Annotated in this window: 20 protein-coding genes; 6 read left to right on the top strand and 14 right to left on the bottom strand. The window is 35.5% G+C overall.

Features of this window, described 5'->3' with window-relative positions; translation table 11 throughout:
- Window positions 1–5: 5 nt before the first annotated feature.
- The 3 genes from ACY2RS_RS07900 to ACY2RS_RS07890 are packed head-to-tail and all read left to right on the top strand — an operon-like array spanning window position 6 to window position 9,946.
- The gene (locus tag ACY2RS_RS07900) at window positions 6–8,594 is read left to right on the top strand and encodes a LamG-like jellyroll fold domain-containing protein (protein ID WP_490098095.1); all 8,589 of its coding nucleotides are present in this window, start codon (window positions 6–8) and stop codon (window positions 8,592–8,594) included.
- Between the two features lie 3 nt (window positions 8,595–8,597).
- Window positions 8,598–9,545: a hypothetical protein gene (locus ACY2RS_RS07895; RefSeq protein WP_490098094.1), complete on the top strand. Its 948-nt coding sequence runs from the start codon at window positions 8,598–8,600 to the stop codon at window positions 9,543–9,545.
- A gap of 2 nt (window positions 9,546–9,547) precedes the next feature.
- The gene (locus ACY2RS_RS07890; RefSeq protein WP_490098093.1) at window positions 9,548–9,946 is read left to right on the top strand and encodes a hypothetical protein; all 399 of its coding nucleotides are present in this window, start codon (window positions 9,548–9,550) and stop codon (window positions 9,944–9,946) included.
- A gap of 184 nt (window positions 9,947–10,130) precedes the next feature.
- Here the strand turns inward: ACY2RS_RS07890 and ACY2RS_RS07885 are convergent, their stop codons facing one another.
- The 10 genes from ACY2RS_RS07885 to ACY2RS_RS07840 form a co-directional block, all read right to left on the bottom strand.
- A complete protein-coding gene (locus ACY2RS_RS07885; RefSeq protein ID WP_490098092.1) occupies window positions 10,131–10,484 on the bottom strand; it encodes a DoxX family protein in 354 nt (117 codons plus the stop codon).
- A gap of 164 nt (window positions 10,485–10,648) precedes the next feature.
- The gene (rimK, locus tag ACY2RS_RS07880; protein WP_490098091.1) at window positions 10,649–12,019 is read right to left on the bottom strand and encodes a 30S ribosomal protein S6--L-glutamate ligase; all 1,371 of its coding nucleotides are present in this window, start codon (window positions 12,017–12,019) and stop codon (window positions 10,649–10,651) included.
- Window positions 12,020–12,038: 19 nt separating this feature from the next.
- Entirely contained in the window at window positions 12,039–13,565 is a 1,527-nt protein-coding gene (locus ACY2RS_RS07875) for a bifunctional GNAT family N-acetyltransferase/carbon-nitrogen hydrolase family protein (RefSeq protein ID WP_490098090.1), read from the bottom strand.
- Window positions 13,566–13,700, bottom strand: a complete 135-nt coding sequence (locus tag ACY2RS_RS07870; RefSeq protein ID WP_490098089.1) for a hypothetical protein — start codon at window positions 13,698–13,700, stop codon at window positions 13,566–13,568.
- Between the two features lie 102 nt (window positions 13,701–13,802).
- Window positions 13,803–13,985, bottom strand: coding sequence for a hypothetical protein (locus ACY2RS_RS07865; protein WP_490098088.1), 183 nt, complete (start codon window positions 13,983–13,985; stop codon window positions 13,803–13,805).
- An 11-nt stretch (window positions 13,986–13,996) separates the two neighbouring features.
- Window positions 13,997–14,416, bottom strand: coding sequence for an NUDIX hydrolase (locus ACY2RS_RS07860; RefSeq protein WP_490098087.1), 420 nt, complete (start codon window positions 14,414–14,416; stop codon window positions 13,997–13,999).
- Window positions 14,403–14,720, bottom strand: a complete 318-nt coding sequence (locus ACY2RS_RS07855) for a hypothetical protein (protein ID WP_490098086.1) — start codon at window positions 14,718–14,720, stop codon at window positions 14,403–14,405. The genes ACY2RS_RS07860 and ACY2RS_RS07855 overlap by 14 nt, the downstream gene beginning before the upstream one ends.
- A gap of 2 nt (window positions 14,721–14,722) precedes the next feature.
- Complete coding sequence (locus ACY2RS_RS07850; protein WP_490098085.1) at window positions 14,723–15,697, bottom strand: deoxyhypusine synthase family protein; 975 nt, start codon at window positions 15,695–15,697, stop codon at window positions 14,723–14,725.
- Window positions 15,687–16,622 (bottom strand): agmatinase, encoded by a 936-nt coding sequence (speB, locus tag ACY2RS_RS07845; protein WP_490098084.1) that lies wholly within the window; start codon window positions 16,620–16,622, stop codon window positions 15,687–15,689. Before speB ends, ACY2RS_RS07850 begins: the two co-directional genes overlap by 11 nt.
- Before the next feature lie 18 nt (window positions 16,623–16,640).
- Window positions 16,641–18,149: an arginine decarboxylase gene (locus ACY2RS_RS07840; RefSeq protein WP_490098083.1), complete on the bottom strand. Its 1,509-nt coding sequence runs from the start codon at window positions 18,147–18,149 to the stop codon at window positions 16,641–16,643.
- A 949-nt stretch (window positions 18,150–19,098) separates the two neighbouring features.
- On the opposite strand from ACY2RS_RS07840, the gene ACY2RS_RS07835 reads away from it, so the two are divergent.
- The 3 genes from ACY2RS_RS07835 to ACY2RS_RS07825 are packed head-to-tail and all read left to right on the top strand — an operon-like array spanning window position 19,099 to window position 20,694.
- On the top strand, window positions 19,099–19,863 hold the full coding sequence (locus ACY2RS_RS07835) for a type IV toxin-antitoxin system AbiEi family antitoxin domain-containing protein (RefSeq protein ID WP_490098082.1): 765 nt from the start codon (window positions 19,099–19,101) through the stop codon (window positions 19,861–19,863).
- Window positions 19,856–20,086 (top strand): nucleotidyl transferase AbiEii/AbiGii toxin family protein, encoded by a 231-nt coding sequence (locus tag ACY2RS_RS07830; RefSeq protein ID WP_490098081.1) that lies wholly within the window; start codon window positions 19,856–19,858, stop codon window positions 20,084–20,086. Before ACY2RS_RS07835 ends, ACY2RS_RS07830 begins: the two co-directional genes overlap by 8 nt.
- A gap of 35 nt (window positions 20,087–20,121) precedes the next feature.
- A complete protein-coding gene (locus tag ACY2RS_RS07825; protein WP_490098080.1) occupies window positions 20,122–20,694 on the top strand; it encodes a nucleotidyl transferase AbiEii/AbiGii toxin family protein in 573 nt (190 codons plus the stop codon).
- Between the two features lie 571 nt (window positions 20,695–21,265).
- Here the strand turns inward: ACY2RS_RS07825 and ACY2RS_RS07820 are convergent.
- The 4 genes from ACY2RS_RS07820 to ACY2RS_RS07805 form a co-directional block, all read right to left on the bottom strand.
- Entirely contained in the window at window positions 21,266–21,886 is a 621-nt protein-coding gene (locus ACY2RS_RS07820; protein ID WP_490098079.1) for a ferric reductase, read from the bottom strand.
- 33 nt (window positions 21,887–21,919) lie between these two features.
- Window positions 21,920–22,549 (bottom strand): O-methyltransferase, encoded by a 630-nt coding sequence (locus ACY2RS_RS07815; protein ID WP_490098078.1) that lies wholly within the window; start codon window positions 22,547–22,549, stop codon window positions 21,920–21,922.
- 6 nt (window positions 22,550–22,555) lie between these two features.
- Window positions 22,556–23,107, bottom strand: coding sequence for a hypothetical protein (locus ACY2RS_RS07810; RefSeq protein WP_490098077.1), 552 nt, complete (start codon window positions 23,105–23,107; stop codon window positions 22,556–22,558).
- A 704-nt stretch (window positions 23,108–23,811) separates the two neighbouring features.
- Window positions 23,812–24,816, bottom strand: a complete 1,005-nt coding sequence (locus tag ACY2RS_RS07805; protein WP_490098076.1) for a bestrophin family protein — start codon at window positions 24,814–24,816, stop codon at window positions 23,812–23,814.
- Between the last annotated feature and the right edge of the window lie 350 nt (window positions 24,817–25,166).

The following is a 25,166-nucleotide window of genomic DNA, read 5'->3' as shown; positions in this document are numbered from 1 at the left end:
TAGCCATGAGAAAAATTATAGCAATGCTCCTGCTTCTTGCAGTATGGAGCACAATAGCACAAAACCAGGACCAGAATGTGAGGCCTATTACGGCATCACAAGCCATACAGGCGAACAACTATACCATACAGGTAGGAATCCCTACTTTAGGTACAACCATCGGGCAAACTGATAGAACTACAGAACCATTAGATGTTCGTTTCCCTTGGAGTATTTTATACTTACCTAATACCTTTTCAGAGACCTCCTTTGATGTTTCTAAAGGGTATTTTGGAGACATGATCCGCATAAGCTGGACACTACAATCCAATTTCAATTTGGTGTCAAACATTGCTGTCTTTAGAAGAGAATACACAGAAGATGGCAGCAACCCGTATGTACAAATAGCAAATACAGCACCCATCGCTACAGAATATGAAGATGAATTTGTAGAAGGTGGTATTTTATACGAATATAAACTTGAAGCCCAAGGTATTGGTGGCAACGAAGGCAGACTACTTACCTTTATAGATGGTATTGGCTACAGAAGTCCTACGGCCATTGTAACGGGTAGCGTTAATTTTGAAGGTGGAAATCCTGTACAAGATGTGGTCATTAGAGCTACGGCACAGGCAGCAGCAGATAATGATGGCACTGGTGTACAAATACCAGCTACAGGAGCATTGCGCATTAATACCCCTATAGCAAACGCCATTACTACGGCAGCTACTTTACAAGCATTTGTAAAACCAGAAAGTCTATTTACTGCTGGTGCAACGCCTATTACATTATTTTCGTTAGGCACAAACGATTTGGCTATTCCTACCATAGATACACAAGTATCTTTAAATGCAGCAGCAAATGAGTTAACGGTAGCTATTGACGGAAATAATTATGTGATTGGTGGGTTTTATCCTTCGGGAGAATTACTAGCAGATGGAAACGATGAGCTTACACCTGTTTCTAATTTTAATTCGTCTTTTATTCATATTTCAGTACAGATTGCAGAAGGGCAAACACCCTTATTATTTATCAATGGACGTCAGTTAAATGCTGCTTACCAAGCCGCTAATAATGAAGAGTACCCAGATTTCTTAGTAACAGAGCCCACAGGTACTATTTCATTAATGCCTGGAGGAACAGCACTTAATTGGAATAAAATTAACATTGGTGGTGGAAAAGAAAGTTTGATAGACGAAGTACGTATCTGGAAAAATAATATTTCCGAAGAAAACATACGTGTAGATTACCGTCGTTTTATCAATGGTAATAATACAAATCTAATTTCTTACTTAAGAGCTAACGAAGGTGTAGGAGAATTTGCCTATGACTTATCACGTACAGGTTTTAACTACAACAATAACCATGGCCGATTATATGATAGAGGTACCGCAGATCCAGACAAAGTAATTTGGGTGAGCGGCGAAGGCAATGTACCAACACAACAGCAATTAGGCGTTTTAGGGGTAACCGATGAAAATGGAAACTACGAAATTACAGCGATACCTTACACGGGAACAGGAGAATCGTTTAACATTACACCACTCTTAGGAGTGCATGAATTTGCGCCCAACCAACAATTAGTTTTTCTAGGTCAAGGAGCAGAAGTAGTAAACTCTATTAACTTTACAGACATCTCTTCTTTTGTATTTAAAGGACGTGTGATGTATGATTCTCGAGGTATCTTCGGTCCTATTGCCGGAGCAGAAATAGTACATCCAGATATTGATGAAGTAGGCTACAACCAATACCAAGTAGGTCCTCTACGATATGAAAAAGGAGAATACTGGCTTAATGATAACGGCACTCCTGGTGATCAAACAGATGATTTTTTAGAAAACTACGCTACTATTTTTAGTGAAGGTGTAAATGTATTTATCGATGGCGAAATTGTACTCGATGAAAACAACACACCCGTAGTTACTGATACCGAAGGCCGTTTTGAGATTAGCGTCCCTATAGGAAACCACTACATTACGATAGGAAAAATAGACCATGAATTTGAATTTATGGGAAGATTTCCAGCAGTATCTGGGACCTTTGAAGAGTTTTTTGAAGACCGTAATAACACCACTACATTTATTGACAATACCAAAGTAACAGTGGTGGGTCGCGTAGTAGGCGGCTCTGTAGAGAGTGCAAAGCCCATAGGTTTTGGAGCAGATGGCTTTGTAGAATACACCTACACAGATGGTGAAGGAATACAACAGGCCTTTCCAATCTCTAGTAAAAACAACATAGGGGTTGCAGACCTTACACTTGGATACCAACCACCAGCAGGTATGGTAACAAATGATACCCGTTTTAACTTTAGTACGAATGAGACTTCTGGTGAGTATCGTATTACACTACTTCCATTAAATTACAAGCTAGAATCTGTCAATGCTAATTTAAAGACAGGAGAAGACACAAGCGGTAATGATATTGTAACAAGCATTAATTTGTTAAGTGCTCAAGAGGACCTCAACCTTAAAAACATTCCAGAACTCGTTGTTCCTTTAGTAGAATTACCTGATGGAAACATTCAAGAAGGAGAACCGTATCACTTAGCAAAAAGCACGATTTACAGAGCAACTCCTACCCTACGTGTTATTGGACAAAGCTCTGAACAAGAAATTGAAATAGACATTGACAATGATGGAGAGCTCGATATGGTTTCTACCGAAGGATTTCAATTTCCTGTGTACAGACAATTTATCCCCTATTTAATAGATTTAAAACGATTTGAAGAGTACACCAACTATGACGACATGAACATGCCTGTTGTGACTCAAGACCCAATTGTTGATGGAGAACTTTTAGTAACTAACAACTTAGCATTAGAAGGCACAGAATCTATTGAAGTAGATGCTTTAGATGCCAGTCTTATTCATTATAATTTTAAAGGTGGTTTGCCAAGAATTTCTTCGCCATACACCCGTAATATTTCTATCAATTACCGCATTCAAGGCATCGACTATCCTGCCGAAAATGTACTCACAGAAGGAATTATCTTAGGAGGTGCCAGTGATGGGAGTCAGACCTTTTTAACGGCTGCACCCGATGTTCCAGACCTTATACTTCGGGATCCTCCAGGATCTGGAAGTAGTGCTACCATAGAAAGTGGCGAGTCTATTAGTTTTATTAAATCGACTGCATCTACGGCAAGCAACAACCTTTCTGCTTCAGTAAACATCCTAACAGGTGTAAAATTAGAAACAGGTGGTGGTTTAGCTGGACCCGTAATTTCTTCACAATCTGTAAATGAAGGGACGATAGGAATTGGACTTACTACAACTTCAGAAGATGCGTCTAGTGTTCAAAAAACCTATACCTTTTCTCAGAGTATCTCTACAAGTTCAGAAACTGATTTTGTAGGCTCTGAAGGAGATTTATACATTGGTCAATCTGTTAACTATGCCTATGGTTCTTATGATGATGTGTACGCATCGCCTAACAATGTTCCTGGTGTTACAGATCTTACCTTAACAAATGATGCAGGTGAATCTTTATTTGTTGGAAAACAAAAATCGATTTTCTTTAATGAAGAACCTTCAGAAACGTTTTATGTATTATCACAAAAAGCGATTCTTGACACCACCATTCCAGAATTACAAGCTGTCATTGATGGTATTGTTAATGGGACTTTAATTGTTGGAGTAGATGGTATTCAGCCACAAGCTTTTTATGAGCAGCAAATCTTTTTATGGCGTAAAACTATTTTAGAGAATGAGCGTAGTAAATACACAGCTTTAAATAATGCGCCACAATTTAGAGAGGAGCTTATTGCAGATATTCAGACCGAGTTTGACGAAATAAATGCTGCAATTACCGTAGCGCAAATGGCACTTGACGCATTAAATGCATCACTTCCAACATCACCTGCGCAAGATGTTGTTGGCTTTCAAATACGCCAAATTGAAAAAAGATTGGAAGTCTTTAATCTTAAAAAATTAGATTTACAAGAGCTCATCACTTTAATCAATGATGGTTTTTCAGACAACATTTCTTTTGATTCTGGAGTAGGTGATTTTACAAGAAGTGTAGGTACCACCGTTGCCGTAAACACAGCTACTACGTTCACTCTTGAAACAGACGATGCTTTTGAAGCACAACTAGGAGTGGTGTTAAATGGCATAGGACTTATTGGTAAAATTGAAGGAAAATATAGCCAAGGAACTACAACTACTTTGAGTCAGGAATCAGAGTCTAGCACCAACATTAGCTACACCCTAAATGATCCAGATCCAGACAACTTGTTAAGTGTAGATGTTATTAATTTATTTAATGGAAATGGACCTGTATTTTCTACAGTAGGTGGACGTACTTCTTGCCCTTATGAAGGTGCAGAGACTGCTATTTTTTACAACCCGGCTACCTATGATCCAGATGCTACTGTGATTGAACCATTAGACCCATCTGTAGAAGTTCTCTTAAGCGTTGCAACACAACGTGTAGAGGTACCGCTCATCAATGTTGAAACTGCTAGTGTTACTAACATCCCAGAATCTCAAAACGCAGAGTTTGTGCTATTATTAGAAAACAATAGTGTGACCGAAAGCGATGCAGATTTTGTTTTAAAAGTTGACAACACGACCAATCCTAACAATGCCATTATTAACATTGAACCCAACGGTACTATTGTAACTGTACCTTATGGAGTACAAACACCCTACGCATTAACATTGACTAAATCTGTATCGGATGTATTTGTCTATGAAGACATTAGAATTGTGTTAGAATCTTTCTGTGATGGAGAGGCTGTTAGTGATGATGTACTTATCTCTGCAACCTTTATACCTGCTTGTTCAAGTGTGAGTGTTACGGCACCCTCAGAGAACTGGGTATACAATAGAGAAACTGCCTTTAATGAAGATGGCACCTCAAACCCAGTGCAAGTAGACCTCAACGGTTTCAATCTAGCCTTTAATAGTTTTGAGAAGATAGACTTAGAATATCGTTTAACAACTGCGCCAAACTGGAACAGATTGCAAACCTATTATACCACGCAAGCATTTTTTGATGACGCTCAAATGGCTGGCGAGACAGAAATTTCACTTATTAGTGCACCAAACTTGATATATCCTTTCGATATTGTAGGGGCTGCATTGCAAGATGGAGACTATGAAATAAGAGCGAGAACGAGTTGTGTAAATGGTACCGAATTTATTTCAGAATCTATTCCTGGAACAGTGGACCTCACAGCACCGCGTCGTTTTAATGCACCTTCACCGCAAGATGGAATTCTATCTTCTGGCGATGATATTAAAGCGAGTTTTAATGAGGATATTTTCTATAACTCTGCTATTAGTCAGATTACCATTACCGGAAGAACAAACCAGTTACCTATTAATAATAGTGTATCGGTTCGCTTTGATGGAGGGAATGATATGGCAACCATTGTAGATCCAGATATTGTAAATGGAGATTTCTCTTTAGAATTTTGGATGCTTAATGAAACCACAGCCGGATCTGCCTTAATTATAGATCAGGACCAAGGTTTGTCTGTAGAAGTTAGTGAAACTGACCTAACGTTTACCCTAGGTGGCGTTATTGTAGAGGCCAATGTACCTGCAGATGGACTGTTCCATCATTATACATTTACCTACAATGAGGAGCTAGGTCGTATGAGTGCCTACCGTGATGATATGAATATTCAAGAAATCAATGATTTAGGAACACTTCAATTTACAAACAATAATGATTTGATTTTGGGTGATGAAGATTTCATCGGAAATATTCATGATTTAAGATTGTGGAGTAAACCATTAACCCTAGAAGATGCCTTTGCAAATATCTATACCGATTTTATCGGGAACGAACGTAATTTGGTAGGATATTGGCCCATGGATGAAGGACGTGGCGCTATTGCCAGAGATGATGCTAGATTTAACAATATGATTCTTGACACAGGTTGGGATATTAAACCTAAAGGAGAATCGTACCAGTTTGAAGCAGGTCAATTCCAGACCTTAGACAACGTTAATTTTGTGCAACTTGATGATGAGACAGACGCTACCATTTCCTTTTGGATGAAAACAGGAACTGCACAAGAAGCTACTATTTTTAGTAACGGTCGTGGCGATGGAACAGATCTCGAACAATCAAACGGACTCCAAAATAAATGGGCGCTTAATCTTGCTGCAGATGGTAATATGGTATTTGCTTCAGAAGGAACAAACTACCCACTAACCACACAATCTGTAGCCGATGATGATTGGCACCATATTACCTTGTTGTTAAACAGAAATGGTTCGTTGATCACCTATGTAGATGGAGCGCAAGTAAGCTCAAACCCTACTCCTACTATTGGAGGCTTCTCTGGAAACCGAATCTGGCTTGGTGCTAGAGGACAAACAGACAACACAGGGGCAATTACCATAGATAGAGAATACATAGGACAGCTCGATGAGTTTAGACTCTGGAATACACTTCGTAATGAAGAGCAGATTTTTAGAGATCAGTACTCAGAAGTAGATCCATTTACCATAGGGATGATGCTATATGCACGTATGAATGAACCAGACCCGGCAACAGGAAACGGCCCAACTTACTATCATGCCTTTAGTAATGGTGATATTATTACCAGCGATGCTGTTCTAAATAATGGTGTTGTAAATTATAATACAGATACACCACCAATTAAACCAGAACGTGAGATTATTAGTTTCCAAGTAAATAGAGTCATCAATGGTGACGAAATTATTCTAGAACCTGTAATATCTGACCCAGCTGCTATAGAAGGTCAAATTTTGGATATCACAGTACACAGAATGTTTGATGCTGCCAATAACAGGCAAGAATCTCCTATTACGTGGACTGCCTTTATACAACGCAACGATGTATCATGGTTTGCGCCAGGATACAATGAAGTGATAGACTTGATTAAAGAAGAAGGGGAAGATGCTTCTTTTAATATTACTATTGTAAATCAAGGAGGTACCAATCAACCGTATAGTATTAGTAATATTCCTTCATGGTTGAGTATTGAAGACCCCACTGGAGTATTAATCCCTAGTAGTACCATTACACTTTCGGCTACAGTTTCTAACGATATCACTTCTGGTGATTATACAGAAGACATCTACCTAGAAACCGATTTTGGCTACGATCAAAAATTACAAGTAGATCTAAAAGTGCTAGCACAAGACCCAGAATGGAATGTGAATCCAGATGATTATGAATTTAGTATGAATGTCATTGGTCGGGTGAGTATTGATGGTATTTTCTCTAGAGATTCTTTTGATCGTATTGGAGCCTTTGTAGATGGTGAAGTAAGAGGATCTGCATCACTGGTTTTTGATGATAACTATGAAGAATATTTTGTATTCTTAACAGTATATAGCAACACCAATTTTGGTGAAGAGGTGACCTATAGAATATGGGATGCTTCTCAAGGAAGTGTGTTGCATGCTTCTGTAGATGGTGCGCCTTCAAATACCTTCTCAGAAAATGATGTAATTGGTTCTCTAACAAACCCTACCCTATTTGAAAACACGGGAGAATACTTCCAAGAGTTATCTTTTAATGGGGGTTGGACATGGATATCGATGAATGTAAATGATATCGACTTTCAAGACATTGACCAGCTTACTGATGGAATGGATCTTGAAACATCAGATAGGATTACTTCTAGTGCTCCAGGCGAAACTTTTGTTGAATTGTATTATGAAGATCCTTCCAATCCAGAGAATAGCGGATGGAGTGGTTCAATTTCTGCAAATGGTGGTCTAAGTAGCACACAAATGTATAAAGTGTTTACCACCAATCAACAACCCTTGACTATTGAAGGAACTCCTGTAGATTTAGAAACATGGACTTTTGATGTCGTGCAAGGTTGGAACTGGCTTCCCTATCCTTTTAGCAGCAACCACAATGTAAATGAAGTATTATCATTGTTAGAACCTAGTGATGGTGATGTGATTAAATCACAAACAGCATTTGCCATTTACGACGCATTAAATGGCTGGAGTGGTACACTAACATCGCTTCAAGGAGGAAATGGATACATGCTTAGTGCTGCTACAGCACAAGAGCTTAGCTATCCTTCCTATTTAAATAGATCCTCATCAAGTACAAGTACTACTATAAATGTGATTGACGACTTTGCATCTTTTTCAGAAAACATGAATGCGGTTGTTCAACTTCCAGAAGGATATCATGAGGTATTTGCTTATGATAGCTTCGGAAATATGAAAGGCTATGGAGCATTGCAAACCATTAATGATAGTGAGTTAAGCTTTATGACCATTTATGGAGAAGCTTCTGAAGCACTCACCTTTTTTGTAGGCAATGGAAATGAGAAAGTAGCTACACAACAAGAATTTACATTTAAAGGAAATGATATTCTAGGAAACACAAGAGAGCCTGTTATCCTTACTTTATTTGAAAGTGGTGTGAACATACACCCTAACCCATTTGAAAATGAAATAAATCTTGATTTCAACGTTGAAAATGCGGAGACGGTAACGGTTCAGATATTTAATATTTCAAACCAACTAATCCATAGTAAGGTCTTGAATATTTCCGAAGGTATCAATAGCTATACATTAAAAACAAACTTAAGCTCTGGAGTATACTTCATGCATATTAATATGAACGACAACACTTGGGTTGAAAAAATAATAAACAAATAATCTATGAAAGCAATCACACAAATAATACAGCGCTTTCCCAAAAAAGCATGGATGATTATTTTGGGACTCATGATAAGTACATCGGCTTTTGCACAAGACCCAAATTGGTCTGTGAATGAAAGCGATTATGAACACAATATGACATTTCTATCTTTTATCACTATTGACGGCAATAGACTTGCCAATGAAAATGATAAAGTTGGTGTTTTTGTAGATGGCGTATGTCGAGGTACTACAAACCTTACCTACGTTGCCAGTCAGGATAGCTATTTCGCTTTCTTGACTGCCTTTGCAAACATCGCTGGAGAGACCATGACTATTCAGGTCTATGATTCTCAAAATGATGTGGTAAGAGACATTACGACCACATTTACTTTTCAAATTAACAGTCATTCTGGAACTTTATTTCAAGCAGTAAGCTGGGCAGATCCAGTGTTGAGTTCTGAAGCAGAAATTTTGGAATTTGGTTTTGAGGGTATTTCAATTTTAGATCAAAGTACCGAAGACAGAGCAATCACAATCATTCTGGAAGATGCAATTGACCTTACATCGCTTACACCAGTATATACACTAAGTGATAATGCAGATGTATTTATAAATACAGTGCCACAGAACTCTGGACAAGACCAAGTAGATTTTACGGCGCCTGTGAGTTATCAAGTACGCTCTCAAGATCAAGCAACACTTAATACATGGACGGTTACCGTATTGCAAGTACCAAACGATTTGATATACAGAAAAAGAAACGCTGTATGTTATGAACTAGGTGCCATAAAAATTTCGAGTACACAAAACGGTGCCCAAGCATTATTATTACAAAATGGGTCGCTACTAGAAACAAAGACTATACTAGATGAAGAAGTGCTTTTTGATGCTTTAGAAGTAGGCACCTATCAGGTTCAAATAGGAAATCTAGTAAAAGAAATTGAAATTAATTTAATCTCAAACTAATTATGAAATCAACATATATATCCTTGTTGGCATCGCTATTCCTTCTTTTGGGATGTGGAAGCGATGATGACGCACCAAGCACCTTTATGGTTTCTGCAGCTAACATTAGCATTGTACTTCAAGATGGAAGTGCCATAGACCAAATAGATTGCATTGATCCTAGTCAAAACTATGCGGTTAAAATTAGTGTGTCTGCAAATGGTCAAACCGGAACACTAGAACCAACAACAATAGACTATACTGTAAATGGCAGCACTGCCAGTGTAACGTTTATAAATCAAGAACCAAAAATCATCAATATTTCATTAGTCGAAGGTGAAAATATTGTACAATTGGTTGAAGGTGGTCAAAGTGACACAGTACGACTCATAGCACCACAAGAATTTGAAATAGTATTATAAGTATTACTTCTAAACAAAAAAAGAGGCACTCTAAAAAGTAAAAACTAAGGTATGTCTGGTTGAGCGCTCCCGAAGTTTCGGGACGAAACCTATGTTCATCATCAATGAATTCTGGTTCTCGACTAAGTTCGAACAAACAACTGAGTTTGCTTTTAGACTGCCTCTTTTTTCTGCATCAACCATACTACAATTTATACATTGTCACATTTGCAAGAATAAGCAATCCAAAAAAGGCTACATTTAGTAAGGAAATACCAATAGGATCTTTGTGTGCCATGTGCGCCACAATAGAGGTGATAATAAAGAGTCCCATACCCACATGCGCCCATTCTTTATAGCGTACAGGTACCATAGGAACAAGCATCAAAATTCCAGCAATAATAGTTAATATCGCAAGTTGTGTAAGTAAATAACCAGGAAACCCTAGTTCTTTCCCAGCAGCAATCATAGTTGGATTGAATAAATAAGAATACCCACTCCAAAGTGCTAGTATTGAAACAAGAATGGTAGAGGACCAATGTAAAACAGAGACTGACATAGACATTTTTTAAAAAAAATAAAATATAAGTCACCTTATCTGTTTGCTGTATTTGTGACTTTTAAGATACAGGTTTCAAACTTTTTGAATCCAGATATCCATATAATTTTTCAATTGGAAATAACATAATATACTAAGAAACCATAATATTTAAATCATTAATGCTATCGTTTGAACTTTAGTTTCTTTTCGATAGCTTCAATCATAATATTAGCAATATCGAGACCTGTTGCGGCTTCAATTCCTTCTAGCCCTGGAGAAGAATTTACTTCAAGTAATAATGGTCCTTTGTTAGACCTTATAATATCAACTCCAGCAACTGGCAAGTCAAGTATCTTGGCAGCTTTAATAGCAAGTTTACGTTCTGCAGCGGTTATTTTGATTTTTGATGCTGATCCACCCTGATGGATATTGGCTCTAAATTCTCCTTTTTCTGCTTGACGTTGCATTGAAGCCACCACTTTACCATTTACCACAAAACAGCGTATATCTTGTCCATTTGCTTCTTTAATGAATTCTTGAACCAGGATATTCGTCTTTACACTTTTAAATGCATTAATAACACTTTCTGCAGCTTTAGTAGTTTCTGCCAATACCACTCCTTTTCCTTGGGTGCTTTCTAATAGTTTAATAATAAGAGGGGCTCCATTTACCATTTTAATTAAGTCCTTCGTGTCTAGCGGAGAATTTGCAAAACCTGTAATAGGGATTTGGATATCGTTTTTTGCAAAAAGCTGAGTTGCTAACAGTTTGTCTCTTGATTGCGTAATGGCGTCCGCAGAGTTTAAGCAATACGCTCCCATGGCATCAAACTGACGTATTAAAGCACAAGCGTAAAATGTAACCGAAGGCTTTATTCGTGGGATGATGGCATCGAACTCATCAATAACATTGCCACCTCGATAGCGTATTTGAGGTTCTTTAGCATCAAACTTCATGTAGGCTTGCTGTACGTTAAGAAATACAATTTCGTGACCTCGTGCTTTGCCAGCTTCTATCAATCTTTTGTTACTAAATAAGTCGGGATTACTAGCAAGTAATGCGATTTTTAATCCCGTTTTTTCTTTTTGAAAAGAAGCGTATTTCGTATCGAGGTCATTTTGAGTAAATTCAGGTAATAAACACGCCGCCGAAGGATTTACAAGATATCGCTGGTATAAAGCCTCTCGCCCAAGTAACATTCTAAACTCCATAGAGTCTCGATTGGCAAGAGTAAGCTCAATATCAAATGTTTTTGAGTCTAGTGTTATAGATGCTTTGATTACGATGCGTTCTTCTGAAATTCCCATGGAACTTTTTATAGATCTCTTGGCATGAATTTTGGCCTCGCAAGTAATGCTAATACTTCTATTTACCTGAAGTGGGTTTACCTCAAAACGCACCCATTCTTCAGTTTCCTTAAAGAAGGTTTTTATATTATTAGCCTGTATCGATGATGTTTTAGCACCAGAGTCTACACGAGCTTTGATGGCTGGAATTCCGAACGTCTCAAACGAGCACCATTCCTCACTTCCTATAATTGTTAAGTCTTTCAATATGATAGTTTAAGTAATATTATTTTTTCTTTAATTCGAAGAGGTCTTTTCTTCGGTCTTTTAGGTTTTTAACGGCACCAAACTGATGTAATTCTCTCAATAAATCGATATCTACATCAGCGATAAGAATCATTTCAGTGTTTGGAGTGGCTTCTGCTTTTATACCGTTTGTTGGGAATGAGAAATCACAAGGCGTAAACACCATAGATTGTGCGAACTGTATATCCATATTCTCTACATTAGGTAAGTTGCCAACACTTCCAGCAATAGCAACATAGCATTCATTTTCTATTGCGCGTGCTTGGGAGCAATAGCGAACTCTGGAATAACCATTTTGAGTATCGGTTAAAAACGGTACAAAAAGAATATCCATTCCTTCATCGGCCAAGAGTCTACTCAATTCTGGAAATTCTGAATCATAACAAATGAGTACACCTATTTTCCCGCAATCAGTATCAAAAGCCTTTATCTGAGTTCCACCCTGCATTCCCCATACCTTAGCTTCATCAGGGGTTACGTGTAGTTTTTCATAACGTTCCACAGTGCCGTCTCTACGACATAAATAGCCTACATTATATAAACGGCCTTCCCTCATTTCAGGCATACTACCTGATATGATGTTGATGTTATAAGTAATAGAAAATTCTGAAAACTTACTTACGATAGCTTCGGTGTGTTTTGCTAATTCTCGGATAGCATCAGGAGTTTTTAAATGGTTGTCTTTTGCCATAAGTGGCGCATTGAAAAACTCTGGAAATAATGCAAAATCTGAACGATACCCTGCTACCGCATCGATAAAATATTCGGCTTGCTTGAGCAATTCATCTAGGTCTTTATAAGGGCGCATTTGCCACTGTATTAATCCAAGACGTACAATGCTCTTTTTAGTTACTGCTTTTTTTGTGGGCTTCTTATAATAAATATTATCCCACTCCATAAGGATGGCAAACTCACCGGATGCTTCATCACCCTCCAAATAACCCTGCATTACTTTAGTAGGGTGAAAATCATTAGAGATTTGAAAGTTAAGTACTGGGTCATTTATTTCCTTACGTTTTACTTTCTCAATGTATTCCTTTGGAGAAATAGTTTCAGCAAATTGATGGTAATTAGGCATACGACCGCCAAAGGCAATGCCTTTTAAATTTAGCTTTTCAGCAACCTCTTTTCTGTAATCGTATAAGCGCCTACCCAACCGCAAGCCTCTAAATTCAGGTTTTATAAAGACATCAATACCATATAGAACATCACCACTATCCGTATGGGTGCTAAAGGAATAATTTCCTGTAATATTCTTGTAGGTATGTGCTGCTTCAAAGCTATCATAGTCTACAATTATGGATAGTGCACAACCAGCAAGCTGCCCATTAATTTTTATGACTACCTGCCCCTCTGGGAACTTATTAATTAATGCGTCAATGTGGTGTTCTTTCCAATACGAATCTGGCATATTAGAATAAGCCGATATCATTGTAGATTTGAGCTCTTGATAATCATTTAAATCAAGATACTTAAGTTCTATATTCTCTATGTCTTTTGTGTTCATTTAGTCGTCTGTGCTGAATATTTCTTCAGGATATTTAAAACTTTTGAATTCAATATTATATCCATCTGGGTCTTTTACGAAAAAGGATAGATGTTCGCCTGTTTTGCTCTCTAGAAACGTAGCTTCCGTGGTCACTTCTAGATCTTTTTTAATGAGACGCGAGTAAATTTCGCCCCAAGTTTCTGAGTCTACAATTACGCCAAAGTGAAACGAAGGTAATACTTGGTCATTAAGACGTTAGTTCTTAAAATCGAAGTTGAAAGTGCCAGCCTCAGTAAAAGTAAGCTGGTTATCATAAAGATTAATATCTACCCATTTTTCTGCTTTTCTACCTTGGTTTGCTCCCAAGATATTGATATAAAATTCTCTGGTAGCCTCAATGTTCTCACATGGAAGTGCTAAGTGAAATGCTGCTTTCATATTACATTATTTTATTTTATTTTTTGTCTAAACTGGTCAAAATACATAACCACTGCACTGCGGTCTTCTTTATCTAGATATTCTAATGCCTGATACCAAGGTACCCAGTTAACCTTCTTGAACTTTTCAGGTTCTAAGAGTGCTACATTTTCAATTTGTTTTGTGGTGATGAAATAGTGTTTATAAACCTCAAGCTTATCTTTAGTAATATTACGTCTAGACAAGAAATAATTTAGGTCTTCTTTTGTAAGAAATATACCAATTTCTTCCTTTGTTTCCCTTATTAAAGATTGGCTATGAGTTTCTTTTTTCTTTTTAACACCACCAGGAAGTGTATATTCCTTTTTGAAACCAACTTTTTCCATCACTAAAAGCTTCTCGCCTTTAAAAGCGAGAAGTCTAGTTTTGTCTTTGTGATTATGAAGGTTCATTTTTTGTATGGTTTTCTGATTCCTCAAAAGGGTCTTTTATAGCATCTGGATCATTATACTCATAATCATCATAATCGTCCTCATCATAATCTTCCATTACTTTCTCAAGTTTCGCACTCACTTTTATGAGATATTTGGTGTCTTCTGTTTCCAATTGCACAGCTTCTACCCATTCATTTTTTGCATTTTTAAACTTGATAATATTGTAATCATCATATCCATCTGGGTATTTTTCTACTAAAAGAGCTAATACCTCAGGTGTTAGCTTTTTAAAGTCTACAATAATTCGTTTTCTGGTATCCATAGCTACATATTTAATAAGTAAGCAAAAATCAATGGCGCTACAATAGTAGCGTCACTTTCAATAATAAACTTAGGCGTATCTATATCTAGCTTCCCCCAAGTAATCTTTTCGTTAGGTACCGCTCCACTATAAGACCCATAACTTGTGGTGGAGTCACTTATTTGACAGAAATAACTCCAAAATGGCGTGTCAGGCCGCTCCATATCCTGATATAACATAGGCACAACACAAATTGGGAAATCACCAGCAATACCACCACCAATTTGAAAGAACCCAATGCCTTTTTCAGAATTATCGATATACCAATCTGCTAAGAAGGTCATATATTCTATTCCAGATTTCATTGTGCTTGCTTTTAACTCACCTTTTAGCACATAACTTGCAAAAATGTTACCCATCGTACTATCTTCCCAGCCGGGACATACAATAGGCAAGTTTTTTTCTGCTGCTGCATACATCCAAGAGTCTTTCAAATCTATTTCGTAGTATTCTTCTAGCACTCCAGACAATAACATTTTGTACATATACTCGTGTGGTAGAAAGCGTTCGCCGTTAGCCTCAGCATCTTTCCAGATGTTAAGAATATGTTTTTGTAAACGTCTAAAAGCTTCCTCTTCTGGAATACAGGTGTCCGTAACTCGGTTCAATCCTTTTTCAAGTAGATCCCACTCATCTTGTGGAGTTAGGTCACGATAGTTGGGTACACGTTTGTAGTGAGAGTGTGCTACCAGATTCATGATATCCTCTTCGAGGTTTGCGCCTGTGCAAGAGATAATCTGTACTTTATCTTGACGTATCATTTCGGCAAAACTTTTTCCTAGTTCTGCGGTACTCATAGCACCTGCTAGTGATACAAGCATTTTAGCACCAGATGCTAACTGTGCTTCATATCCTTTTGCAGCATCAACTAATGCGGCTGCATTAAAATGAAGATAGTGGGTCTCTATAAATTGTGAAATTGGGCCTTTAGTACTCATCGTCTTCGTTGTATTTTGGTGTGTTGTTTTTAGTTGTTGTTTGGTATTCGTTATCAAAATCATCTTCAATTTCGTTATCCTGAAATTTATAACTCAACATTTTGTAGTAGAGTTTTGCTGCTAAGAAGTCTGAAGATTTGTCTAGTTTATTAGGACATAACTCCACAATATCAAAACCTACAACATTCTTTTCTTCGAATACTTGTTTTAAGTATTCAAGCGTTTCATACCATAATAATCCTCCAGGTTCGGGCGTGCCCGTACTGGGCATAATAGATGGGTCAAAAACATCAAGGTCAATTGTAATAAAAACATTTTCTGTCATTTGATCTATGGATGCATCTATCCAAGTATCGTCTTGGGTCATTTCGTGAGCAAAATAGGTTTTGTCTTTGTCCATTATCCCTGTTTCAGAAACATCCATAGAGCGAATTCCTATTTGAATTAAGTTTGTAGTTTGGCTAGCTTCATAAACAGCACAAGCATGATTGCACGGAGAACCTTCGTATTCTTTTCTTAAATCTGCGTGTGCATCCAGTTGAAGAACGGTTAGGTTATTATAACACTCATTAAAAGCTCTAATCGTCCCAATAGAGATTGAATGTTCACCTCCGAAAATGGTAACAAATTTGTTCTTCTTTATGAAGCCCTTTGTCGTGGCGTGTACTGCAGCTACCATCGCTTCTGGAGAACTGTTTTCAGTAATAGCATCAGCCAAATAGACCCCTTGTTTGTAAACTTCTGTCTCTGTTTCGATGTCGTACAATTCCATATTTTCTGATGCATTTAAAAATGCTTCTGGACCTTTATCCGCACCTTTTTGCCACGTGCTTGTACCATCATAAGGAACTGGGATTAATACGATTTTTGCGTTTTCTAGTTTTCCAAGCTCTTGTGGAATTCCAGCGTATGTTTTGGTTGTCATTGTTTTAAAATATTTTCTTTAGTATGATAATTTGATTGCTTTAGAATCTGAATCGTTAGCGTTAGCGCCTCGCTCTCCCTCTTCTGGTCGTGAATCTCGCAAACTCGATTTCGCGAAAGCAGCATTAATGCCATAATCATATCCTAAAATGGATAGTAATTGCTCTGAGGTTTGTTGTTCAGCAAATACCGAAGTATGCAGTTTTCCATTCTCATCACGATTAATAAGGATATGCTTTGGTGTTGGGATTAAACAATGCTGTAAGCCTCCAAAACCACCAATGCTTTCTTGGTAAGCTCCAGTATTAAAAAATCCGATATATAGCGGTTTATCTTGTGTATACTTTGGTAAGTAAATAGCATTCATATGCTGTTCGCTATTGTAATAATCATCACTATCACAGGTCAATCCACCTAAAAGCACACGCTCATATTCTTTATCCCAACGGTTTATAGGAAGCATGATAAAACGTTTGTTAATTGCCCAAGAATCTGGAAGTGTTGTAATAAATGATGAATTAATCATATTCCATTTCTCACGATCATTTTGTTGTTTTTGATATAAAACCTCATAAATAGCGCCACCGCTTTCTCCAACTGTGAAGCTTCCAAATTCTGTGAAAATATTAGGTACAGCTACATTGTATTCATCACATATTTGCTTTATCTGACGGATGATTTCGCTTACCATATAGGCATAATCGTAATCAAAAGCCAGTGAATTCTTAATAGGAAAACCGCCACCTATATTTAAACTATCTAAGGTTGGGCATTCCTTTTTAAGCTTTACGTAGACTTTCATACACTTTAAAAGCTCATTCCAGTAATAGGCAGTATCACGTATTCCTGTATTAATAAAAAAGTGTAACATCTTAAGGGTAACCTTAGGGTTGTTTTTAATCTCACGGTTGTAAAAAGGCACAATGTTTTTATAGCCTATTCCCAATCTAGAGGTATAAAACTCAAATTTTGGCTCTTCCTCTGATGCAATGCGTATACCCACATTGTAGGTGTCTTCAACAACTTGATCAAAAAGGTTAATCTCTTCATAGTTATCGAGTATTACTATACAGTTTTTGTGCCCATTATTTATAAGGCGGGCAAGATTATGAACGTATTGATTACGCTTAAAACCATTACTTATAACATAGGTGTTATCTGTGATTTTGCCTTGTGCCTTTAAATTTTCAACAATATCTACATCAAAAGCAGAAGAAGTTTCGATATGAATATCGTTCTTCAATGCTTCATCAAGCACATGCTTAAAGTGAGAGCTTTTTGTGCAGTAACAATAATTGTAGTTACCATCATAGCTATGCTCTTTTATAGCATCTGTAAACCACCCTTTTGCTCGATTAATATTATCAGAGATTTTAGGTAGGTAAGTGAATTTTAAAGGTGCTCCATATTCTTCGATAAGCGCCATTAAATCGATTCCGTGGAAGTTTAATTCATTTGTGTTTAGGGTAAATTCTTCCTGAGGAAAATCAAAAGTTTGATCTATAAGATCAACATATTTAGTCTTCATTGTAAGTATGTGAAAAATTAGAAAAATGTAAATCTTGTTCTAAAGAACAAATGCATGTAAGTTTCTAAAAATTCAGATACGGAATATAAAAATAGTAGAAGGGTCAAAGCTATTTTGCTTTAACATAAGAAAAGTACTATATATTTCAGAAGTCAGCCTGATAATTCGGGTCTCTATCCCTAGAGCAGCTTTTGAAGTAGACTCCTTTATCCTTCTAAGCCCGAATATGAAAAAAGATTTCATTTCAAATATGGCAATGCGTTCTTCTTATGAACTCATTATAAAGCAAACATAATAAAAAAATGATATGGTTGTTTTTTTTCTTTATTTTTTTTATTTTTTTTTAAAATATATTTATACAGATTTAAAATTCATAAACTTAAAAAGGTTTACCCAAAATACCCACAATCATAGGTATATATTCAATATAAAGTGAAGTTACTTCTACATCAATGTGTTTCTATTTCAAATTCAAAACCGCATAGTTGAAAGAGATATAACTATTTAATCAAGCACTATTAAAAACTTATAAATCAAGGAAAAACAAAAAATCTATTTATATCGATGATTTATAGAGTTTTTAAATACTTTATAACCTTGAAATGTATAGATCCCACAAAGCTAAGCTTTGAAAATAGAAAAACCGAAAACAAAATTTTGAGTGAACTCAATTTCGTTTCCGGTTTCCATTTATTTGTGACCTCGAAGGGAAAGAGTTCAAACTTATTAAAGGAAGATATTGAGGTAATTCTTTGTAAATCAAATTTTGTTAAAGCCTAATGCAATTATGTTTTTCTCATCAACATCTAAGAATAAATGAATCATAAAATCAATAAAAGAGATTAACTTCAGTTTATATTTTAATATTTACACAAACTAATAGTTTGTATATTTGATTTATAATAAACTCTCATAAGTTTAAAAATAGACTTATAAACAAACTAATAGTTTGGAAAAGCAGCAGAAAATAAACAAACTACTTCAATCACAACCAGCAGGAACTGTGTTTCTGAGTTCGTGGTTAGCACAAAATGGATTTTCAAGTCAATTAATTAATCGATATAGAAAAAGCAAATGGCTTTATTCATTAGGTAATGGTGCATGGATGCGTGTAGGAGAAAAAGCAACTTATCAAAGTGCAATTTACGCTTTACAAAATCAGTCTAATTTAACCATACATTTAGGAGGAAAAACTGCACTGTCAATACATGGAAAAGTCCATTATCTAGAATTAAATAAAGAGCAAATTACGCTATTTGGGGCAACTGAGGAAAAACTACCAACTTGGTTTACAAACTACCAATGGGGCTTAAAAATAAATTTTTATCGAAGCTCCTTTCTTCCTTCAAAATTAGGGTTACAGCTATTAAAAGTGGAAGCTTTTGATTTACAAATATCAGATCCTATAAGAGCTTTCTTGGAATGTCTATATCTAGCTCCTAAAAAGCAGGGTTTGATAGAATGTTATGAAATAATGGAAGGATTAAATAACCTTAGACCAAAACAAGTTCAAAGCTATTTAGAACAATGTAACTCAATCAAGGTAAAACGAATGTTTTTATATATGGCAGATAAGGCAAATCACCAGTGGTTTAAATTTATTGATTTAAAGAATATAGACTTAGGTAAGGGAAAACGATCATTTGTTAATGATGGAGTTTACATATCTAAATATTCCATTACTGTTTCTAAAGAGTTAGTAAACTATGAGTAATTACAAAAGTCAAGTCGCATTACTGTTAGATATATTACCTGAGGTTGCAAAACAAAAGTGCTTTGCTCTACATGGAGGAACAGCAATTAACCTTTTTATAAGAGATATGCCTAGACTATCTATAGATATAGATTTAACATACATACCTATTGAAGATAGAGAAACCTCTATAAATGCTATTATTGTTGGACTGAAAGGGATAAAGCTTCATATTGAAAATTAAACTTGGGTATTCAGGTCACTTTAAAAAAGAAGGTTTTGAAATTACAAATCGCAAATTCTAATGCTCTTGTAAAGCTAGAGGTTAATCAAATTAACAGAGGTCTCATGGAAGATCCCGTTGAGATGGCTTTGTCAAATAAAACTCAAGAAGATTTTAATGCATTTTGTAATATTCAAGTTGTTCCATTAGCGCAACTTTATGGAGGTAAAATTTGTGCGGCATTAGATCGCCAACATCCAAGAGACTTATTTGATGTTAAATATCTTTTAGACAATGAAGGTTTTACCGAGGATATTAAAAAAGGATTCCTTTTATTGTTATTATCCAGTAGCAGACCTACACATGAAATACTAAACCCTAACTTAATTAATCAAGAGGAAGCTATGGTGAATCAATTCCATGGAATGAGCTCTGAACCTTTCGCCTATAATGATTTTGAGGAAACTAGAACTGTACTTATCAAAACCATTCAGAACAGCTTAACTAAAATTGACAAACACTTTTTACTAGCATTTAACAGACTCGAGCCAGACTGGGGTAATTATAATTTTGAAAAGTTTCCCGCGGTACAATGGAAACTTAGGAATCTAGCTAGACTAAAAGAATAAAATAAAGCAAAATTTGACAAAATGAACCAATTATTATCTGAGTTATTAAATTAGGAACTAATCCAAGTATGTTAGACTTTTTAGAAGCATACACTTCTAGGATGGAGGTGATATTACAATTATCTATGTGCAGTAATTTTAAACTTGGTATAAGCGCAAATGCTATAGGTAATTCTTTAAAATCATTATATCTTGAGTGAACACCTTATACGTTCTCTATTTTTGAAATATTCACTGGAGTTTCTTATAGTTTATTTTGTTCTATTATATAAAAACTGAAGTTGTGAGAGATTAAATATCTGTTCTTGGAGCTTGCTAAAATAGTTGTCTGTTTATTATCGCTTTCGCGAAAGCGTTAGAAAAATCACTAAGAAGATTAGGGGTGAAAGTCACAAAAATATTATTATTTACAATTCATATGTAAAGCATCACCGCATACACGGATGCTTGTTATCTTACCTGTTTATTTAAAATAGTGTTTTAGCTAAAAATAAGTTGTCGATGTGTTAAACTACGCTTATTTAAAAAACATCATCCATATCTCTCACTAAAAAAGCGCATATAATTCTCGTTAGCCCTTGTTTTTACGGAGTGCCATACATTTTTCTTTGACCACAGGGACTCGTATTATAAAACCTAGCGTCACAATGATCGCATAAATTAACCAAGTTTTATCTAAAATGGCAACGTGAATTAAACTCAAAGCAATAGCAGTATAGGCATACTGTTGTAGCTTTTTCCAATTCTTTTTTAACCGTTTCATCGCCTTGCGATTTGATGTGAAAAATAACGGTACTAGAATTAAAATAGCCAGAAACCCTAATACATAATTTACTTGCGTAAATGTCTCAAGAAATCCCACTGCCCAAATAAAGAATATAAAGTGAAGGAAACTCCATACTGCTGTTGCAATACCCATTGCCTGTCTTACATAAAGATTTGTAACCCCAAAAAGGATAAAAAAAGGTGTAAGAGTTAGGACTGCCGTCATCCATCGTATAGCAAACTCACCGGTTATATGGTATAACATTCCAACCGCATTATTCCTAGCTTCCAAACTCAACTCTTTATTTGAAAATACCGTTACTCCTTTTGTAATATCAATATCTAACATATTGAATATAGGGAGTAACGGTAAACTCGCTAGTACTGCTACAATCATCCAACCATAATTCTTTTTCAAAAAACTCATTCTATAAATTTAAATATGGGTGCTAGATTTATATTAAACTAGTGGTCTAATTAATACTGCCTTGTTATTATAAAGTGATTCAAAACTATAGTTTCCACTATTTTGTACAGCGTTTAAAAAAGACTGCGTGTCTCTCATATCTGCATTATCTACATAGATTATTGTGTTGCTATGGAAATTATGCTCAAGCATTTTAAATAATGGTAAATACAAATTCTTCCAACCATCTAAAAATAATAAGTCTATGGATGTATTATAATCCTTGAGGGTTTGCATTGCATCACCTGTTCTCACTTCTATCACATCACTTACACCGGCGTTTTTAAAATTTTCAATCGCCTTTTGCGCCTTGGATTCAATCAACTCTGTGGTTACAATTGTGCCACCAGTCTCAAGAGCACCTTGTGCAAGAAAAAGAGTAGATATCCCAAAGGAAGTTCCAAACTCTACAATGCTTTTTACATCATTATCAATAACAAGTTGCTTTAAATCTACTCCTTGTTCTTTTGAGATAGAAAGATACACATCTTTAAAATCTGCTGGTCCAATGGGTCTAAAAACACTTCTAGCAAACCCCTTAATCATTTTAAGGTGGTCGTTTTTAGAATTTGAAAACAGCTTATCCAAGGTACTTTCTATACGTTCTTGTTCTATCGCTATCATTCTTTTTTAATTTAAGTCTATAGTGAAATTTTGACCTGGTGTAAAATCATACCCTTCACCTATCTCCACAACTAGTACAAAATCAGAATCAATTCTAAGATTTACAGAAGGGTTACTTGATGAAAAATCGTCTACATCTTGCGCTGTGTCAAAGGTTAAATAATATCTGTCAAACGTATTAGGCTCAAGTACTCTAAATAAGGTACCATAATTAGGATCGTCATTTTGTGCTACACAAACAAAAGAGATACTATCCTCACTAATATCTATATCATATAAATTAAGGAGGTAACTTGGAAACTCTACTGCATTTCCAACATTGGCAGTTGCTGCTAGCGAACCTGCTGGTGCATTAAATAAATCTTCTATCGCAACTTCAGCATCATTTGTAAACGCTGTTGATTGAAATGTATTAGTAACGGTTACACTTGATCCTACTTCAATAGCATCAGAATTTCTTCGGTCATTTCTAGCATCATCATCTCTATTGCAAGATGTAAAAACAGTCAATGACAATAATCCAATAACAACAAGTGAATTTAATTTTAATTTTTTCATAACATTTTATATTTAATCATTAATAATGATGCAAAGATAGAATGACAACAAGCGTAGCGGACTATACTAAAATGTTTATAAACTGTAAAAATGGGAAAAAAATTTTCAAAATGCTAACTTACCAGTTACAGCTAAGCCATTTTATGTTAAATTTTCTTAACAAAAAAAGAACAGTCTTAAATTTCAACTAGCTTACTGTTACTTCTACTTAAAATTTTAGTTGTAAGTACAAACTATCTAATATATTTAGAGGATATTTACAATTTAATATATAAAGCCTATAGCACTAAATACAATCCAAAATTGTGCTTAGCTTTTCCGTAAAGTAACCTATAAATATTTAAAATACTGTAATTGAGTATTTTAAAATCAATTAAAGAAAGTATCTGACACTATTTTATTTGAATCACCAATGTATTTGCTCTTAAGATGTATTCTTACCAGCGCTTCGTTTATTAAAAAAGAAAAGCTAGTACTAAGAATAAGAAAAGTTTAGATTTTAAAACATTAGAAAGAGTCATCGCTGTCTACCCAATTATTTTAAAGGAAGTGGTTTTCAATTATAAAAATATCTTTTTCTGAATTCAATTAACTGTAATTTTGAAACTGTCAGATAGCTTCGCATAAAGAATATGGCTATCCAGTTTCATTTTAAAACCATTATTAGGAACCTATTTGTGATAAGAAGAAGCGTGTAATTAATGTTACATTAACACATCATTTACTGGCTTTAGCTTTTCAGGGATATCTGCTTCTTGTAACATTTCTCTTAAATCAATCTCTATGGTTCGACAGATAGCAGTTAAAGGAACGTCGTTTATTCCATTTTCAAAAGGGTTTTCGCTGGCATCACCCACATTTTCCATAGTTTGAAAAATCCAAGAGATTAATACGGAAGCTGGTATGGTAATCCAAACGAAGCTCTGTTGAGCTATCACAGAAACCATCCCAAAAGGTAAAAGGAGAATAAAAATGCTCACAAACACTTGGCTAAAAAAACCGTATTGCCTCGGAAAAGGAAATGTTTTAATACGCTCTGCGGCTCCTTGATGACTATAAAAATCTTGTACCATTTTCTCTAGGTCGCTGTGTTCAAATTCTGTCAACAAACCCTTTCTTTTTAAAGCTGTGAGATGGGCACTTTGTTCTTGTAAGAGATAAGTAGCTTTGTTTGATTTATTAGGTAGTTCTTGGTACTCTTTTTCATTAAGGAAATTTTCGCCTATGAGCTTTACACTTTTTTGATACATTTCCTCTAACGTCTCCCCTGTTGTTTTTGAGGATATTTTATGGTAATCTCGACCTTCCCACACGGAAGTTTTTCTCAAATGGGTTCTCAGTACGTTTATATAAGCCAGATGTCTGTAGATAAGCTCTTGCCTAATTTTCATTAATTCATCCCTAGGTATTTGATTATCATCTACCCAATTTACAACCCAGGCACCAAAAGTCCTGCTGCTGTTTACAATACTTCCCCAGATTTTACGTGCTTCCCACAGTCTATCATAAGACGCATTATTTTTAAAACCTATATAAAAGGCTACCGCAGTACCAATGGTAGCAATTGGCAGAAACGGAATCGCGATAAATTTCCATTGCAATAATTCATAACAAACACAAACTAAAGTAGAAAGTAATCCAGTATAAAGGATAAGTTTCCATCCAAACTTGAATATGAGATTTAAACGTATATTTCTTCTTGTATACATATAGTATTGTTTTATGATACTTCTTTAAACCTAATCGGATTGAAGAAGTACAGCTCAATCTTAATAAGCGCATTCAGAGCAAATCTAGTAATCTTTTTTATACCATTTTGTCAGGTAGCGATGATAGTATATTATTTAAGCTAATTAATGGTGTATTGATCTAATTATAGTGTACAATGTATCGCTATTTTTAAATTAATATTTAATAAATGTGATTTTTCTAAAAAAAAAGCAATATTGGGTAGTGAAATTAGATAATCAATTAAAAGTAATTTGATTGTCCGTAAACACTCATAATTGATAATTATTTTGTATTTTAGATTAAAATAATGGATATGAATATATTTAGT

This window comes from Patiriisocius sp. 208BN25-11 (assembly GCF_058147145.1).
This window is presented reverse-complemented; position numbering and strand designations above follow the sequence as displayed.

Coding starts and splice junctions, on each gene's coding strand:
- ACY2RS_RS07865 (WP_490098088.1), bottom strand. CDS start 13,985: ATGAAAGCAGCATTTCACTTAGCACTTCCATGTGAGAACATTGAGGCT.
- ACY2RS_RS07885 (WP_490098092.1), bottom strand. CDS start 10,484: ATGTCAGTCTCTGTTTTACATTGGTCCTCTACCATTCTTGTTTCAATA.
- ACY2RS_RS07840 (WP_490098083.1), bottom strand. CDS start 18,149: ATGAAGACTAAATATGTTGATCTTATAGATCAAACTTTTGATTTTCCT.
- speB (WP_490098084.1), bottom strand. CDS start 16,622: ATGACAACCAAAACATACGCTGGAATTCCACAAGAGCTTGGAAAACTA.
- ACY2RS_RS07815 (WP_490098078.1), bottom strand. CDS start 22,549: ATGATAGCGATAGAACAAGAACGTATAGAAAGTACCTTGGATAAGCTG.
- ACY2RS_RS07875 (WP_490098090.1), bottom strand. CDS start 13,565: ATGAACACAAAAGACATAGAGAATATAGAACTTAAGTATCTTGATTTA.
- ACY2RS_RS07810 (WP_490098077.1), bottom strand. CDS start 23,107: ATGAAAAAATTAAAATTAAATTCACTTGTTGTTATTGGATTATTGTCA.
- ACY2RS_RS07850 (WP_490098085.1), bottom strand. CDS start 15,697: ATGAGTACTAAAGGCCCAATTTCACAATTTATAGAGACCCACTATCTT.
- ACY2RS_RS07805 (WP_490098076.1), bottom strand. CDS start 24,816: ATGTATACAAGAAGAAATATACGTTTAAATCTCATATTCAAGTTTGGA.
- ACY2RS_RS07890 (WP_490098093.1), top strand. CDS start 9,548: ATGAAATCAACATATATATCCTTGTTGGCATCGCTATTCCTTCTTTTG.
- ACY2RS_RS07895 (WP_490098094.1), top strand. CDS start 8,598: ATGAAAGCAATCACACAAATAATACAGCGCTTTCCCAAAAAAGCATGG.
- ACY2RS_RS07900 (WP_490098095.1), top strand. CDS start 6: ATGAGAAAAATTATAGCAATGCTCCTGCTTCTTGCAGTATGGAGCACA.
- ACY2RS_RS07855 (WP_490098086.1), bottom strand. CDS start 14,720: ATGGATACCAGAAAACGAATTATTGTAGACTTTAAAAAGCTAACACCT.
- ACY2RS_RS07860 (WP_490098087.1), bottom strand. CDS start 14,416: ATGAACCTTCATAATCACAAAGACAAAACTAGACTTCTCGCTTTTAAA.
- ACY2RS_RS07820 (WP_490098079.1), bottom strand. CDS start 21,886: ATGAGTTTTTTGAAAAAGAATTATGGTTGGATGATTGTAGCAGTACTA.
- ACY2RS_RS07830 (WP_490098081.1), top strand. CDS start 19,856: ATGAGTAATTACAAAAGTCAAGTCGCATTACTGTTAGATATATTACCT.